The 15,652-nt window shown below is 71.5% G+C and carries 16 protein-coding genes and 1 tRNA gene; 6 read left to right on the top strand and 11 right to left on the bottom strand.

Going from position 1 to position 15,652, the window contains the following annotated elements:
* Nucleotides 1-205: 205 nt before the first annotated feature.
* From ACH4T9_RS09790 to ACH4T9_RS09780, 3 genes are all read left to right on the top strand, one after another.
* A complete protein-coding gene (locus tag ACH4T9_RS09790; protein WP_396669973.1) occupies nt 206-631 on the top strand; it encodes an HPF/RaiA family ribosome-associated protein in 426 nt (141 codons plus the stop codon).
* A gap of 96 nt (nt 632-727) precedes the next feature.
* Complete coding sequence (locus ACH4T9_RS09785) at nt 728-1,789, top strand: alpha/beta hydrolase (protein WP_396669974.1); 1,062 nt, start codon at nt 728-730, stop codon at nt 1,787-1,789.
* Nucleotides 1,790-1,914: 125 nt separating this feature from the next.
* Nucleotides 1,915-1,987 (top strand) — tRNA-Arg (locus ACH4T9_RS09780).
* Between the two features lie 91 nt (nt 1,988-2,078).
* On the opposite strand, the gene ACH4T9_RS09775 is transcribed toward ACH4T9_RS09780, so the two are convergent.
* On the bottom strand, nt 2,079-2,651 hold the full coding sequence (locus ACH4T9_RS09775; RefSeq protein WP_396669975.1) for a hypothetical protein: 573 nt from the start codon (nt 2,649-2,651) through the stop codon (nt 2,079-2,081).
* An 11-nt stretch (nt 2,652-2,662) separates the two neighbouring features.
* Entirely contained in the window at nt 2,663-3,676 is a 1,014-nt protein-coding gene (locus ACH4T9_RS09770; RefSeq protein ID WP_396669976.1) for a papain-like cysteine protease family protein, read from the bottom strand.
* A gap of 733 nt (nt 3,677-4,409) precedes the next feature.
* Here ACH4T9_RS09770 and ACH4T9_RS09765 point away from each other — a divergent pair.
* Nucleotides 4,410-5,828 carry an alpha/beta fold hydrolase gene (locus ACH4T9_RS09765; RefSeq protein WP_396669977.1) on the top strand — a complete coding sequence of 473 codons (1,419 nt, stop codon included), beginning with the start codon at nt 4,410-4,412 and terminating at the stop codon, nt 5,826-5,828.
* A gap of 44 nt (nt 5,829-5,872) precedes the next feature.
* Here ACH4T9_RS09765 and ACH4T9_RS09760 read toward each other — a convergent pair whose 3' ends face one another.
* Entirely contained in the window at nt 5,873-6,298 is a 426-nt protein-coding gene (locus ACH4T9_RS09760) for a hypothetical protein (RefSeq protein WP_396669978.1), read from the bottom strand.
* 126 nt (nt 6,299-6,424) lie between these two features.
* A complete protein-coding gene (locus ACH4T9_RS09755) occupies nt 6,425-6,907 on the bottom strand; it encodes a GNAT family N-acetyltransferase (RefSeq protein WP_396669979.1) in 483 nt (160 codons plus the stop codon).
* Nucleotides 6,908-6,983: 76 nt separating this feature from the next.
* On the opposite strand from ACH4T9_RS09755, the gene ACH4T9_RS09750 reads away from it, so the two are divergent.
* Nucleotides 6,984-7,316, top strand: coding sequence for a hypothetical protein (locus ACH4T9_RS09750; protein WP_396669980.1), 333 nt, complete (start codon nt 6,984-6,986; stop codon nt 7,314-7,316).
* A 342-nt stretch (nt 7,317-7,658) separates the two neighbouring features.
* On the opposite strand, the gene ACH4T9_RS09745 is transcribed toward ACH4T9_RS09750, so the two are convergent.
* Nucleotides 7,659-8,408 (bottom strand): lysophospholipid acyltransferase family protein, encoded by a 750-nt coding sequence (locus ACH4T9_RS09745; protein WP_396669981.1) that lies wholly within the window; start codon nt 8,406-8,408, stop codon nt 7,659-7,661.
* A gap of 133 nt (nt 8,409-8,541) precedes the next feature.
* Between ACH4T9_RS09745 and ACH4T9_RS09740 the strand changes: the two genes are divergently transcribed.
* Nucleotides 8,542-9,210: an alpha/beta hydrolase fold domain-containing protein gene (locus ACH4T9_RS09740; protein WP_396669982.1), complete on the top strand. Its 669-nt coding sequence runs from the start codon at nt 8,542-8,544 to the stop codon at nt 9,208-9,210.
* A 78-nt stretch (nt 9,211-9,288) separates the two neighbouring features.
* On the opposite strand, the gene ACH4T9_RS09735 is transcribed toward ACH4T9_RS09740, so the two are convergent.
* The 6 genes from ACH4T9_RS09735 to ACH4T9_RS09710 all read right to left on the bottom strand — a co-directional run bounded on the left by ACH4T9_RS09735 (nt 9,289) and on the right by ACH4T9_RS09710 (nt 15,627).
* Complete coding sequence (locus ACH4T9_RS09735; protein WP_396669983.1) at nt 9,289-11,349, bottom strand: glycogen debranching N-terminal domain-containing protein; 2,061 nt, start codon at nt 11,347-11,349, stop codon at nt 9,289-9,291.
* Nucleotides 11,349-11,720 (bottom strand): SCP2 sterol-binding domain-containing protein, encoded by a 372-nt coding sequence (locus tag ACH4T9_RS09730; RefSeq protein WP_396669984.1) that lies wholly within the window; start codon nt 11,718-11,720, stop codon nt 11,349-11,351. Before ACH4T9_RS09730 ends, ACH4T9_RS09735 begins: the two co-directional genes overlap by 1 nt.
* Before the next feature lie 156 nt (nt 11,721-11,876).
* Nucleotides 11,877-12,293, bottom strand: a complete 417-nt coding sequence (locus ACH4T9_RS09725; RefSeq protein ID WP_396669985.1) for a CBS domain-containing protein — start codon at nt 12,291-12,293, stop codon at nt 11,877-11,879.
* Nucleotides 12,294-12,427: 134 nt separating this feature from the next.
* Nucleotides 12,428-12,868, bottom strand: a complete 441-nt coding sequence (locus tag ACH4T9_RS09720) for a PPOX class F420-dependent oxidoreductase (protein ID WP_396669986.1) — start codon at nt 12,866-12,868, stop codon at nt 12,428-12,430.
* A gap of 97 nt (nt 12,869-12,965) precedes the next feature.
* Nucleotides 12,966-13,991: an aspartate-semialdehyde dehydrogenase gene (locus ACH4T9_RS09715; protein WP_396669987.1), complete on the bottom strand. Its 1,026-nt coding sequence runs from the start codon at nt 13,989-13,991 to the stop codon at nt 12,966-12,968.
* A 265-nt stretch (nt 13,992-14,256) separates the two neighbouring features.
* Nucleotides 14,257-15,627 (bottom strand): M16 family metallopeptidase, encoded by a 1,371-nt coding sequence (locus ACH4T9_RS09710; protein WP_396669988.1) that lies wholly within the window; start codon nt 15,625-15,627, stop codon nt 14,257-14,259.
* Nucleotides 15,628-15,652: the final 25 nt, after the last annotated feature.

Raw genomic sequence — 15,652 nt, 5'->3', positions numbered from 1 at the left:
GCGGGGGAATGGCACCCGCCACAGGACAGTCGGAGGGTGTTTCCGGACGGTCCGTGGCTGGGTACAGCTTTGATCAAGCGAGCACCACCGACGGCGCGCCGGCTGACAGTAGGCGGCATGCCGTCCGATCAGAAGGGCCACGGAAGATGACTCTCTGCCGACTCCGTACGACCGGTTCCGTCCGCACCGAGGGCGAGGCCCGCCGATGAGCGCCGTGGCGAACCCCGCGACCGTGGGTGAGTGTCTGCGGGTCGGTGCCGGGTTCTCCCAGGGCGACCGGAACTGGATCGCCACGCAGTTCGCCACCCTCGACGCCCGGCTGGCCGGCTTCCACGCCGACGCCACCGAGCTGGAGGTGTCGGTGAAGGATCGGGAGGCCCGGGGGCAGAAGGTCACCCTGGAGTGCTGGATCGCCGGCCGACAGAAGATCGTCACCACCTCGTCGGAGGAGGACCTGCACGCCGCGCTCAACGACGTGCGGGACGACCTGCGTCGCCGGCTCAACGATTCCAAGACCAAGCAGGAGCCCCGGCACAACAAGCACCTGCGCGACACCGGCCAGGTTGGGGCGAGCCCGGACGAGGTGGACCTCGACATCGATGCGCTCCGGGTCGACGCCGAGACGGCCTGATCAGGACCTGAGCAGGACCGGCGGGAGGGTGGGCTTCGCCCCACCTTCCCGCTTCGGGGCTACCGCCGGGTAGGTTCCCGGCGTACCGTCGCGGTCGTGGAACCGGACGTGCTGGGGCCGCCGTACGAGCGGCAGACGATCGACCTGGGCACCGACGACGAGGGACCGGTCGTCGCGACCCTGGTCCGCCGGCGGGCCGACCGCCCCACCGGCCGGGCCGTGCTGTACGTGCACGGCTACGTCGACTACTTCTTCCAGACCCACGTGGCCGACTTCTACGCCGAGCGGGGCTGGGACTTCTACGCCCTCGACCTGCGCAAATATGGTCGCAGCCTGCTGCCGCACCAGACGCCGAACTTCTGCCGCGACCTCGGCGACTACTTCCCCGAGCTGGACGCCGCCGCAAAGATCATCCGTGACGACGACGGCCACGACACCCTGCTCACCATGGGCCACTCCACCGGCGGCCTGATCATCTCGCTCTGGGCGCACGCCCGCCGCGACGCCGGCATCGTCGACGGGCTCGTCCTCAACAGCCCCTTCTTCGACATCAACGCCCCCTGGTTGGTGCGCAGACCCCTCGCGGCCGCCGTCTCCCGCCTGGGCCGCCGGGCGCCGCACCGCGTCGTCCCCGCCGGCGTCAGCAACGTGTACGGCGAGAGCCTGCACACCGAACGACGCGGCGAGTGGACGTACGACCTGGCGTGGAAGCCGCTCGCCGGGTTCCCGGTCCGGGCCGGCTGGCTGGCTGCCGTCCGCGCCGGCCAGCGGCAGCTCCGCGCCGGCCTCGCCATCCAGGTGCCGGTGCTGCTGGCCTGCTCCACCCGCAGCTTCCGGGGCACGAAGTGGCACGACTCGGCGGCGCTCGCCGACGCCGTCCTCGACGTGGAGCACATGGTCCGCTGGGCGCCCCGCCTCGGCCGGCACGTGACCCTGGCCCGCTTCGACGGCGGCATGCACGACCTGACCCTCTCCGGCCCCGCCGTACGCGAGAAGGTCTTCACCGAGGTGGGCCGGTGGGCGGAGGCGTTCCTCGGCGCCGGACCGACCCCCTCGGTGCCCGCCAGCCGTGAACCGGCCGAGCAGGGAGCGGGCACGACGGCCGAGCAACGACCGGGCAGGGCCGGGCCGGGCGCGGAGACGACCGCGCCGAGCTGACCGGGGCCAAACTGGGGTGCCCCACGCAGGCGGATCATGCGACGCTGGGCGGGCGCCTACGGCCGCCCCGTCGCACCCGCCCCGGCAGATGCGGCGGTACCCTCTTGGCGCAACACCCACGACGCGCGCCCGTAGCTCAGCGGATAGAGCAGGGGACTTCTAATCCCAAGGCCGCAGGTTCGAATCCTGCCGGGCGCACAGGTACTCCTCCTCGTTCGACAGAACCTGACACCCCTTTCCAGCACCGTCAGCCGGGGGCCAGGGCCATACCCTTGCCCCCGGCTGACGGTTAGGCGGGCCCCTCGGGCGGGGTCATCTTGCCGGCCAGTTCGCGCAGGTCGTTCAGGAACACGGCCGGGAGCAGCGGCTTGCCGTCCTTGCCGATGGGCGACGGAGCCAGCGGTACCAGCAGGTCGACCAGAGCCGAATGCAGCCAGAGCGCCATCACATATAGTGCGGGCACCCGGAGCAGGCGCAGCTCGAAGCTCGCCGCCGCTACCTGGGGCAGCCGGTGTGCGATCTTCAGCGCCTTGTCGGTGGCAGCGACGAACGGCCCCTCGGTGAACTGGGCCACCTCGTGTGTACCGTCCGGCTTCTCGGCGGTCTCGGCGCTGGCGATGAGCTGACCACCGTCGACGACCAGGAACCGCCAGCCGACCGGCTGGGCTTGGTCGAGTCCGCCGCCGGCGGTGACGACATCCAGCCCGAGGGTGAAGACCTGGTGCGGGGTGTTCAGGTCGAGGTTCTCCTTGCGGGCCTGGCGTAGGGCACCGGTGGAGAATCGACCGCTATCAGCGAAGGCATTCAGCTTCGCGCGGACCTTGTCGGGTACGCCCTGCGGGTCGGGCATGTGCACCGGCATTCTGTAGCTCCTCAGGCCTGCGTCTTGTAGGTGTGGGTCCAGCTACCGCTGCCCTGGTACCGGTTCCGGAAGTTTTCGTACGTCACGTCCGAGTCCCCGTACCACGGGTCCCCCACACTCACGTACTCCACTCCGTCGGCGATGAAGCGTCCCCGTACCACGAGAATGTGCCCCCCGCCGCCGGCCCAGGCCGTGTTTATCGCGAACGGCCGGGACTTGGCCAACTCGGCTCCGACCTGGACCGGAGTCAGCACGCCGACCAACCGCTCACGAAGATGCCCAACCCGCTGCATCGGTCCCTCCGGCCACGAGCCCTGGTTGCACGGCCAGTTCGCGCCGGCGTCGCCACAGCAGTTGTTCACCCCGCGCTCGGCGTTGACCAGCGAGCACTGGGTCCAGTTCGTGTTCGCGTTGTAGAACGCGGCGATGCTGACCGCGCTCGCCGCCCAGCACCACATGGTCTGCACCTGGCGCTGCATAGCGAAGGGCAGCCGCTGGTCGACCATGTTGAGGAAGAACTTCTCGTGCACCCCGCCATTGGCGTTGTACTGACAGTTCACCGTGCCGCCACCGTTGCCGTTGTTGGCAGTGAAGCCGGACGCCTCCATGCGCAGGTACACATTCGGGAAGGCTGCCGACTCGAACGACATCGACCCGTCCGCCTGCGCCTTGGCCTTGAACCGCTCGTACGCGGTGGGAGGGCTGCCGGCCGGTGAGAACTGGCAGTTCACCGTTCCGCCGCCGTTGGCGGTCTGCGAGGTGACGCCGGTGCCGTCCATCCGTACGTACACGTTCGGAAAGAACACCGACTCGAACGAGTACGTGCCGTCGGCCTGTCTCCGGACCCTGAACCGCTCGAAGTCGCCGACCGGGGCGTACTGGCAGTTTACGTATCCACCGCCGGTGGGGGTGGCGGCGGTCACGCCACCGCCAGCCAGCCGCAGGAATACGTTGGGAAATGCCGTCGACCTGATCGTCACCGGAGTGTCATCGAGCGAGGCAAGGTCGGGCACAGACAAGGCCATGTGGCCTTTCTCCTTCCGATTGGGGGATTTAGGGCACAACCGCGTTCAGAGAGCGCGACAAATGGCAATTCGTGCTTACTGTGGCGGCGGTCCGAATCGGCGCACGGGAAGCGAACAGACCCAGCCGGATCTGCGCGCGGCAATAAGGTGCTTGCGGAGTGGGGATGAGCCGATCGGGCCGATCCAGTATTCGTCATGCTCGACATTCACGCAAGGCGCACAACCAACTACCTCGGGTTATTCAGTAGAGGTATGGCCTGCGATGGCCCGATTGAGGACGATGATTGTTGTCCGTCCCAGTGGTGCCTGGTGTCGCGTAATTTAGGTCATTATTTGTCGTTGTTGGCGAGGAGTTTGCGCGGCAACCCGATCCGCTGTGGAGCTGTTCGTGGTGCGAAATGAAGGCCACCAAGGAAAGCCAGGCGCGCCAGGGAGAGAGTTTTAGCAGCTAGAGCGCCTAGTATGGCTCCCAAGCCAGACCTCCTGATCCGCAACCTGGGCCAGCCCGTCCGGCTTGGTGCAGAAGTGACGCCAACCACTACTGATCAACCCGCCCGGCACGTGCCTCGATCAGGCACGGCTCCGAATTCGTCCCGCCTCCCGGTAGGTCACCTGATGCAGGCGCATCACGGACATCGGGGCCATCTCCGGGTACGCCCCGATAGCTTGCTGGCGCGGTGGACCTCCACGATGGGCAAGCTTCGTATTTGCTGCGACCATTTGGGGAGCTGCTGTGACGTACCGAAGTCTTGCCGCTGGCATCGTCATGATCCTGACCGGGACGCTCGTCGTCACCGCGCCGCCGGCTGCGTCAGGGGCGGACCATCGAAGAGCGACATTGGCGTGGGGGCAATGCCCCGACGACATTCCGGGAGTCCCGGTGGATCCCGTGGTGCAATGTGCGGCGCTGAGGCTGCCGGTGGACTGGTCCAGGCCCCGCGGCGCCACGTTCGACTTGGCGGTGGCGCGCCGTCCAGCCCGTGACCAGGCGAAGCGGGTGGGCTCGCTGGTGTTCGGCCCCGGAGGGCCGGGCGATTCCGGCGTGGAACGGGTCCGGAAAGGAGACCGGTTCAGTGATGAACTTCTCGACAAGTTCGACATCGTCAGTTTCGACCCGCGGGGTGTTGGTCGAAGTGCCGCACCGCATTGTTCTCCGAGCCCAACCGTGCCCAAGCCACCGCTGCTGCTGGGCAGCCAGGCCGACTTCGACGCCACGATCGCCTACAACCAGGCACTGTGGGCGAACTGTCGCCCGACGAGCCCGGTTTTCGATCACGCCGACACGCTGAGTACCGTCCACGACCTCGACGCAATCAGGCGGGCACTCGGCGAGTCACGGCTGACCTTCCATGGCAGCTCATACGGCACGCTGCTCGGCGCGCAGTACGCGGAGCGGTTTCCGCACCGCGTCCGGGCAGTCGTCCTGGAGGGTGTGTTCGACCACAGCCTCGACGTGCCGTCGTTCGTCCGGTCGCAGGCGGCGACGTTGCAGGACTCGTTCGACGAGTTCGTGGCGTGGTGCGACCGCTCGACCGACTGCGTACTGCACGGCACCGATGTGCGGGTGATCTGGGCGGACGTGCTCGACCGCGCCGACAGGGGCGAGTACGCGCCGAGCACCGCGTTCGACATCACCGTGCTCCCGCTCGGCATGCTCAACGTGCCGAACTGGACGGACCTCGCGCAGGTGATCAAGGGTCTGAATGACGGTGTCGCACCGGCGCCGAGAAGTCTTCCGGTGGCCACCGCCGTCTTCTGCGCGGACTGGCCCGTGCGCGTGCGTGACTACGACGAGTACGCCGCACTCGTGCGCCTGGCCGCAGCCGCCGCGCCGGACGTGCGGTACGGTGCCGGGCTGATCGCCGTGCAGGCATGTCTCGGCTGGCCGACGCCGGTGCGCAACCCCCCGCACGGACTCCGTGTGACTGGCAACGCGCGGCTGCTGCTGCTCAACGCGCTGCACGATCCGCGCACCGGATACGAGTGGGCCACGAACGTCGCAGAACAGCTCGGGAAGCGCGGCCGGCTGCTCACCTACGAGGGTTGGGGGCACGGTTCGTACCAGCGAACCGCGTGCACCATCGGCGCGGTCGACAGATATCTGATCGATCTCGTCCTGCCCGCGGCTGGCACCCGCTGCCCCGCCGCATAAGGAAGCAGCCGTGGCGGCCGAGGTCCACTCGGCCGCCACGACCCTCACCCGTAGGGCGGGCCGGACGGTCCGGGCCCGGGGATCGCCGCGAGCGCCTCTCGGCACGCCCCGGCCACGGCCCGGGAGACGGCGGCGCAGTCCCGGGGCGCGCACCGCTCGGCGATGCGGCGGGCCAGCGCATCGAGGTACGGGGCGAGCGCCCCGGCCGTCGAGTCACGCTCGATCTCCGAGGCCGGTACGACGACGTTGACGGTGAGCCGCCGCCTGACGGCCGAGTACCGGAGATTGTGCACCCCACCGTCGCCCTCGGCGCTCGTGATCGATCCGCCCAGGGTGAGGAAGATGTCGACCTCGTCGAGGCCGTCGATCACGATCCGCCCGAACGACTCCTTCAGCGCCCGGCGCAGCACGACCGGCTCCGCCAGTGCCCGTTCGGGACCGCCGAGACGGGCTCTGACCGCGACTCTCACGGCACCATCATCCTGCACAGTCCGGCCACACCGTCGCCCGGCCGGCGGGACAACGGGGTGAGAAGCCCGGCCCGGGGCGGCAGCCCGCAGGAGATCCGCGCCGGGCCGGCCCAGCGCCGCCCCATATCAGGGGACGGCGAGGAACGCGGCCACGTCCAGTTCGCCGACGGTCTGTCCGCCGCTGCGCTCTCCGTTCACCCGGAACCCGAGCCGCAGGTAGAACTCCTCCGGCCCGTCGTCACCCGGCTCCCACGTCGTGTGGATCCGGGTCTCCCCGCGCCGCCGCGCCTCCTCGGCCACGGACCGGACGGCGAAGCGCCCGTACCCGCGCCCCTGCTTCTCGGCGGCGATGTTCAGGCGCCACAGCCCGGACCGCAGGTCGGTTGGGGTGTCCTCCCGCCACGGGATGCGGAAGAAGCCCATCAGGAAGCCGACCAGCTCGTCGCCGTCGTAGACGAGCCGGGGCCAGGCGACATCCGGCCAGGCGTACGCCTCGGCCAACGACCGGGCGACCGGCTCGACCAGATGTTCCTGGTCCGGCCGCACCCTCAGGTCGCACGCGGCATCGACGTTGCCCGGCGTGATCTTCTCCAGGTGCAGGGGCGACATGCCGGCACCCTACCGACCACGCCCCACGGCCGGCACGGAAGGCTGGGGGGACGATGTCAGGCGTTACCGTGGGTCGGTGACGATGCAGCCGCCACCCGACCCGATCGAGGCGATGGAGCAGTTCCTGGCCCGGATCGCCCCCTACGACGATCCCGATGCCGAGCCCACCGCGACGGTCGACCTGCGGGTGGGCCGGCTGCACGGCAGCTTCCGGCTGACCGACCGGGCCACCCGGGCGCTCGCCGAGGCGCTGGGCCGGTGGACCGACCCGGACGACGCCGGCCGGTGCGGCGACTGCGGTGGGCCGGTGGGCCGGGACCTGGTGTGCCGCGCGTGCGGCCGGCTGGACGGCATCTTCGGCGCGACGGTGGCGCACCACGCGGCGCAGGTCGCCGACCGCCCCGACTGACCGGACCCGAAAACGGCCCGGCCCTGTCCAGGCGGCCCGGAGACCGGGTTCACCACCGCCTATTTCCACCGGCCCGAGCAGCTCATCGCCGAGTTCACCGCCGCCGGCCTACCGGCACCCCGGCTGTACGGAGTCGAGGGACCACTGTGGCCGCTGCTGGACGCGCTCGGCGTCCAGCCCACCGAGCAACTGTTCACCGACGCGCTCGACTGCGCCCGGGTGGTCGAGTCGGACCCTTCCGTACTCGGTTCGAGCGGGCATCTGCCGGCGGTCGCCGTAGCGTGACGCGCCGAGCGGGGTCAGCCCGGTGGCCTGCCGGAACAGCCGGCAAGCCGGCCGTCCTCAGGCGGCGGGGGTACGCCGGGCGGGCCGGTCCAGCGCGGCGGCCTCCTCCAGGGTCGGCGCGGTGCCGCCGAGGTGCGCCGGCTGCCACCAGGTGTCGTCGGGGCCGGCCGGCGAGTCCGGGTACTCCCGCTGGGCCCGGTCGACCAGGGCGGTCAGCCGGGTCTTCAGTTCGGCGCTCAGCGCGTTCGCGTCGGGGTACGCGGCCGGGTCGATCGGCTCGCCGACGAGGATGGTGATCGGGGTGTGTCGGCGGGTGAGGGTGCGCGGCCGACCCTTCGTCCAGAGCCGCTGAGTTCCCCAGAGCGCGACCGGCAGCAGCGGCACGCCGGCCTCCTGCGCCATCCGGGCCGCCCCGTTCTTGAGGTCCTTCACCGTGAACGACCGGCTGATCGTCGCCTCTGGGAAGACGCCCACGATCTCGCCGCTGCGCAGCGCGTCCACCGCCGCGCTGTACGAGCCGGCGCCGGCCCGCCGGTTCACCGGGATGTGCTTCATGCCGCGCATCAGCGGGCCGGAGATCTTGTGCGCGAACACCTCGTGCTTAGCCATGAACCGGACCAGGCGGCGGGACTCGTGCGCCCCGTACCCGCAGAAGATGAAGTCCAGGTAACTCACGTGGTTGCTGGCCATGACCGCGCCCCCGGTGCGGGGCACGTGGTGCTTGCCCTCGACGGTCAGGCGCAGGTCGAGAACCCGGAACATCGTCTTGGCGGCGGTGATCACGGGCGGGTACACGAGTTCCGGCATCCGGCGACTTTACCCTGCTGAGGGCCGGAGCATGTCAGGGCCGCGCGCCGCCTCCCACGGCGGACGACTGGCCCGTTCTGCCCTCGGCCGAGCGCTCTGGCGCCCCGAGACGCGGCGACGGCACGATGGCGGCATGACGGAACGCGGGGTGCTCCTCTGGATCCACGGCGGCGGTTGGCGGGCCCGGTCGAGCGAGGACGGCGCGGCCCTGACCCGGCACGGGCTACAGGTGCTCCCGGCCACCTACCGGTTCGTCGCCGAGGCGCGCTGGCCGGCCCAGCTCGACGACGTACGGGCGGCGGCGCGGGCGGCCCGGGACCGGGCGGGCGGCCTGCCGCTGCTGGTCGGGGGCGACTCGGCCGGCGCGATGCTGGCCCTGCACCTCGCCCTGCGCGGAGTGGACCGGCCCGACGACGTGGCCGGCGCGCTGGCGTACTGGCCGCCGGTGGACCCGCTGGCCACGGACTGGCGGCGGCTGCGCGGCGGCGACGACCCGTGGGCGGGGCTGCTCGGGCACCGGCCCGCCCAGGGTGACCCGGCCACCCTGGACGTCACCGTCGCCACCCACGTCGGCAACGGGGTCCCGGTGCTGCTGGTGCAGGGGACGGCCGACGCGGCCGTGCCGGCGAGCCAGTCGGTCGGCCTGGCCGCCGCGCTGCTGGCCGCCGGGCACCCGGTGCACGCTTGGCTGACCCACGGCGGCCACTCCCTGGACCTGGACCGCCCGGACATCCACGCCACGACCGCCACCTTCCTCGACACCGTCCTGCCGCCGCCCGCCTCCGCAGAAACACGGAATTAGTGCCCTCGGGGTCGTCCAAGGGCACTAATTCCGTGTTTCTGCGCGGCGGAAGCGGTTCCGTGCGGCGGGCGCTGCGGGTCAGGTGGAGAGTTGGTGCAGGTTCAGGCGGCCGCGGGCGAAGGCGTCGACCCGGCCCCAGCGGCCCGGGATGTCCAGCACCTCGATCCGCCCCATGCCGATCGGCAGGCGCGGCTCGACCGACAGGTGTCCCCCGTGCGGCTCGATGCCCAGCATGGTGCGCAGCAGCAGCATCGGGGTGCCGGTCGACCATGCCTGCGGGCTGCACGCCGTCGGATACTCGACGGGGAACTTGGTCAGCTCCCGGTGGTACCCGCCGAACGCCTCGGGCAGCCGCCCGTCGAAGTAGCTGGCGGCGGCGAGGATGCCGTCGGCGATGGTCGCGGCCTCCTCCGCGAAGCCGTACCGGCGCAGCCCCCAGGCGATGAACGAGTTGTCGAACGGCCAGATCGTGCCGTTGTGGTAGCCGATCGGGTTGTACCGGGCCTCCCCCTCGGCCAGCGTCCGCACGCCCCAGCCCGAGAACAGCCGCGGCCCGACCAGGTGCTCGGCGAGCTTCTCGGCCCGGTCCTGGTCGACGATGCCGCTCCACAGCAGGTGGCCGATGTTCGAGCTGAGCACGTCCGCCGGCCGGCCGTCCGGGTCCAGGGCGAGGGCGAAGTACTCCCCGTCCTCCACCCACCAGTCGCGGTTGAAGCGCTCCTTGAGCTGCGCCGCCTCCCGCTCCAACTGCTCGGCGAACGCCGGGTCGTCCCAGAACTCGCGCGCCATCCGGGCGGCCCGAATTTTCGCGTCGTACGCGTACCCCTGCACCTCGCAGGTGGCCCGGGGGAACGGCGGCAGCGTGCCGTCACGGTACGAGATGGAGTCCCAGGAGTCCTTCCAGCACTGGTTCTCCAGGCCGGTGTCGGTGTTGCGCCGCTCGTACCAGATGTAGCCGTTGCCGACCAGGTCGGCATAGCCGTCGATCCACTTCAGCGCGGCCCGGCACTCCTGCTCCAACTCCTTGACCAGCGCGACGTCCCCGCTCCACCGCTCGTACTCGTCGAGCAGCACCACGAACAGCGGCGTCGCGTCCACCGAGCCGTAGTACGGCGAGTGCGGCTGCTCCTCGAACGCGGCAGTCTCGCCATAGCGCAGCTCGTGCAGGATCCGCCCCGGGTCCTCGTCCCGGAAGTCGTCGAACCGGGTGCCCTGCAACGATCCGAGGAGGCGCAGCGTGGTCCGGGACAGCTCCGGGGCGAACGGCATGGCCTGTAGGCAGGTCAGGATGCTGTCCCGACCGAACATCGTCATGAACCAGGGCAGCCCGGCCGCGGGCAGCGTCTGCCCGCCGAGCGACAGCGGCGAGAAGCGCAGCGCCGCCAGATCGATCAGGCTCCGCCGGTACGTACGGGCCAGGTGCTCGCACTCGGCGTTCACCTTCGGCGCGGCGGCGACCCACTCCTCCAGGTCGCGCTGGGGGGTCAGCCGCTCGCGGCCGGGCACCCGCAGCTCCATCCGCAGGTTTTGACCGGCCGGACCGAGCGCGAGCGTCTGCACGTCAATGTCCGTGCTCCACCGCGCGTTCGGCTCCAGGTGGACGCTGTACGCGAAGCCGTTGCGGTCGTACCGGGCGGTCTGCGACGAGGAGATCACCGTCTCCCGCCGGAAGTTGCCCCGCCGGTAGCCCAGCCGCAGCCGGTCCTCCTCGGCCTCCGCGTAGCTCTCGCCCTTCTTGTTCAGGATCTCGTCCTTGACCTGGAACAGGTCGGCGAAATCGGCGCCGGCGTCCATCCTGATCTCCAGGTCGACGGCCTTCTCGTCGTGGTTGAGGATGGTCAACTGCTCGTGGAAGCTGCCGCCGACCGTCCGCTCGCGGATGATCGACAACTTGGCGTCGACGTAGTGCGTCGGCATCCCCGGCACCAGGAAGAACCGCGCCTCGTAGTACTGGAGGTCGTCGTAGGAGAGCGCGTTGAGCCGCTCGCCGTTGATTGTCAGCACCCAGCGGGACAGGAACCGGGTGTCGAGGGAGAACAGCCCGGTCGGCTCGGAGGGCGTCGCCTCGATGTCGCCGGTGTCCTCCGACACCACGAAGGTGCTGCCGTCGAGGATCCGGACCGTGTTGGCCTGCGCCATCAGTACACCTCCCGGTGGAAGACCCGATGCGGCTCCCGACTTCCCGGGGGGTCGGGGAAGAGCCGCTCCACCTGCACCACCAGCCGGACGTCACCGGTCACCGTCATGTCACCGCGGATCAGCGCCGCGAGGCCGTTCTCCCGGCCGGTGGCGAGATCCTCGAACAGCTCCGGGGTGGTTCCGACGACCGCGTCGGCCTCCCGGGCCTCCTGGCTCACCCGGAGCCGCCCCCGGTCGATCATTAGCAGCCAGTGCCTGGTCTGCGGCCCCTCGTTCAGGTCGAAACGCAGGGTTCCGGAAATCTTGGTCAGCAGGGGCTCGTAACCCCGCCGGTCCAGGTTCTCGAAGAACCTGGTGGTCGCATCCAGCATCGGGCCCTCTCCTCCCGTCGATCCGCGTTCGACGTCGCAGGAGGGTCCCCGGCCGGTGCGGGGCCAACCTCGCCCGGATCGGGTGAGGCGGGTGGGCGCGGGCACACGACGCGACGCCGGCCCCCGGGCGAGGGCCGGCGTCGCCGCGGCGGACGGTCAGTTGTTGGGCTCGTCGGCGCTGATGTCCGCCAGCACCGACTGCGGCTCGCGCTCGACCGCGAGGTCGCCCATCGAGATCAGGCCGACCAGCCGCCCGTCGTCGATCACCGGCAGCCGGCGTACGGCGTACGTGCGCATCAGGTCGGCGGCGGCCACCGTGTCGTCGTACTGGCTCACCGTGATCACGTCCCGGCTGGTGATCTGGTTGAGCCGGGTCGAGTTCGGGTCCAACTGCTCGGCGACGCCCCGGACCGTGATGTCCCGGTCCGTGACGATGCCGGCCACGTCGGCGCCGTTGGTCACCACCACGTCGCCGATGGCGCTGTCGCGCATCTCCCGCGCCGCGGCGGTGAGCGTCTCGTTGCCGTCCATCGTCACCAACCGGGTCGTCATGAATTCTCCGACCGTTGTCATGGTGCTCCCCTCTCGGTGTCGGCACCCGCGGTCTACCCGCCCGACCCGAGGGGTAACGCGCACCGGGCCGCCCGTGACCGGGGCCCGGTGAAGGGTCCCCTTGTGGTTCAGCCAGTTCACCGCGTCGCAGGGGATCAGCCGCGCGGTGGCATGCCGTAGACCCGCTCGACGTGCAGGCGTAGCACCAGCCGCCCCTCGGCGACCATCGCGGCGCGGAAGTCGTCCCAGTCGGGGTGCTCGCCCTGCACGGCCCGGTAGAGCCCGACCAGTTCCTCCACCGTCGCGTCGTCCGGCCGCCGCGCCACCGGGGTCAGCTCGGCTCGCGCCTCGGCCACCGCGTACGCCCAGCCGTCGTCGCTGCTGACGTGGAAGCTGGCCCGGGGGTCCCGGCGCAGGTTGCTGGTCTTGGCCCGCCCGTCGGTGACCGAGACCCGGATCAGCCCGGCCGCCCGGTCGAAGGAGTAGACCACGTTCGACAGCTGCGGGCGCCCGTCCCGCTTGATGGTCGCCAGCACGCCCATCCACCGGCCCGCGATGAGCTCGGTGAGGGCGCTCCGGGTCTTCTCGTCCGCCACGGCAGCCTCCAGGTCGATTCGTCGTACCTGGGTCCATCCAACCCGACGCGCGGCCCGCCGGCCGGCCGACGCTACGCCCCGGCCGGCGGGAGCGGGGTCAGCGGCCCTCGGCGGCGACCAGCTCGGCGAGCTGCACCGCGTTCAGCGCGGCGCCCTTGCGCAGGTTGTCGTTGGAGCAGAACAGGGCGAGGCCGTGCTCCGCCGTCTCGTCGGCGCGGATCCGACCCACGAACGTCGGGTCCTTGCCGGCGGCCAGCAGCGGGGTCGGCACGTCGGACAGGGCCACCCCGGGCGCGCCGTCGAGCAGCTCGCGGGCCCGCTGCGGGGTGATCGGCCGGGCGAACCGGGCGTTGATCTGGAGCGAGTGGCCGGTGAAGACCGGGACCCGGACGCAGGTGCCGGAGACCCTCAGCCCGGGGATCTCCAGGATCTTGCGGCTCTCGTCGCGCAGCTTCTGCTCCTCGTCGGTCTCCTCGGAGCCGTCGTCGACGATCGAGCCGGCGAGCGGGAGCACGTTGAACGCGATGGGCCGGGCGAAGACCTGGGGGGCCGGGAACTCCACGGCCGTGCCGTCGAAGGCCAGCCCCGCGGCCTGCTCGGCCACCTTTCGGACCTGCTCGTCCAGCTCGGCCACGCCGGCCAGGCCGGCGCCGGAGACCGCCTGGTACGTCGAGACGACCAGGCCGACCAGCTCCGCCTCCGCGTGCAGCGGGCGCAGCACCGGCATCGCGGCCATCGTGGTGCAGTTCGGGTTGGCGATGATGCCCTTCGGGCGGTTCGCGGCGGCGTGCGGGTTGACCTCGGCGACCACCAGCGGCACGTCCGGGTCCGTCCGGAACGCCGACGAGTTGTCGATCACGACCGCGCCGGACTCGGCGACCCGGGGGGCCAACTCCTTCGCCGTGCCCTTTCCGGCGGAGAAGAGCACGATGTCCAGCCCGGAGTAGTCGGCCGTCGCCGCGTCCTCGACGGTCACCTCGCCGTCCCGCCACGACAGGGCACGCCCCGCCGAGCGGGCGGAGGCGAACAACCGCACCTGCTCCGCCGGGAACTCGCGCTCCGCCAACACCTGCCGCATCACGCCACCGACCTGGCCGGTGGCCCCCACAATGCCGATCCTCATGCCCGCGAGGCTACCCAGGTCGACGCCCCGGCCGGGCACGCTTTCCCACCGCCCGGACCCGCCCCGGCAGTGACCCGGCCCACCCCGACCAGCCCCGGAACCGCAACGACGACCCCGGCGCGGAGCGTCGCCCGGAAGATCGCAGGCGACCCGGCCGCCGGGCCGTAACATCCGCGCCCGGCAGCCGGACGCCCGGCGCCGCCGGCCCTGGCAGCCGCCGCGGCCCGCGCGACGGAGATCACATCCCCTTCGCCGCGCGGGCCGGTCAGCGGGCCGCCGTCGGGCGGGTCAGCGGGGGGGCGTCGACGATTTCGCCGAGGTTGGTGGCGACGAGGTCGTCGCGGATCAGCGCGGCGTCGCCCTCCACCACCAGGGTGAGCGACTCCGGGTGCAGGTGGCCCGCGGCGGCGGCCGAGACCTCGTCGACGTCGGCGGCGAGCAGCGACTCACGCAGCCGGGCGTGGTAGTCGTCCGGCAGGTCGTGCACGACCAGGGTGGTCAGCGCCGACGCGATCGCCCGGGGGCTCTGCAGCTCGACCGAGAGCTGCCCGGCCCGCCAGGACCGGGCCACCGCGAGCTCGTCCTCGGTGACCCCGCCGACCTGGGTACGGCTGATCTCGCCGACCGCCTCCACCAGCGCAGGCGCGGTCACCGCCGTCTGCACACCCGAGCCGACCGCGAACCGGCCGAACCTGCGGGACGAGGCGAACTCGCCCCGGATGCCGTACGTGTAACCGCGCACTTCGCGGATCAGGTGGTTGAGCCGGGAGGTGAACGCCCCGCCGAGCACCGTGCCGGCCAGCAGCGACGGCACGTGGTCGGGGTGCGCCCGGTGCGGCGACGGGTGGCCCAGCCGCAGCGTGGACTGCACCGACCCGGGGCGGTCGACCAGGATGATCCGCCGCCCGGCGCGCAGCGACACGTCGATCGGACCGCCCTGGGAGACCGGGCCGCCGCCGGTGCCGGCGAACGCCGCCGCACCGAGCGCGTCCAGGTCGAGGCGATCCAGGTCGCCGACGACGATCAGGGTGCCGGGACGGAGGAACCACTCGGAGTGGAAGACGGTGATGTCCTCGGGGTCCAGGCCGGCCACCGAGTCCGGGTCGCCGTACATCGGGCGGCCCCACCGGTTCTCCGCGCCGAACAGGTCGGCCCGCAGCGCCGCATCGGCCCGGGGGCCCGGGTTCGCCCAGTCCATCCGCAGGGCGGTGGCCTCGTCGTCGCGGACCCGCCGCACGTCGTCCGGGTCCAGCCGGGGCGTCCGGACGGCCTCGGCGAGCAGCTCCACGGCGGCGGGCAGCCGGTCCACCGGCACCTGGACGCTGACCTGGAACGAATCCCAGTCCAGCCCGGTCACCAGCTCGGTGCCGAGCCCCTCCACGGCCAGCGCGTACGAGGTGGCGTCCCGCTGCGCGGTGCCCTCCTCCAGGGCCTTGGCCAGCACCGCCCCGAGCCCTTCCCGGCCGGCCGGCTCCCGCCCGGCACCGGCGTCGAGCAGCAGCAGCGCCACGGCCAGGTTCTGCCCGGGCAGGTGCGCGGCGACGACCTGGCCGCCGGCCACCGAGCGGCGCACCACCTGCGGGAACCGGTACGGCCGGGCCAGCCCCGGCCCGGGACGGTCGGCGATCAGGCTCATCGGGGTTTCCTTCCGTTCACGACTG

It is taken from the genome of Micromonospora sp. NPDC020750, from assembly GCF_044334565.1.
Classification (GTDB): Bacteria; Actinomycetota; Actinomycetes; order Mycobacteriales; family Micromonosporaceae; genus Micromonospora.
The sequence above is the reverse complement of the archived record's forward strand: the minus strand, read 5'-3'. Positions and strand labels throughout refer to the sequence as shown.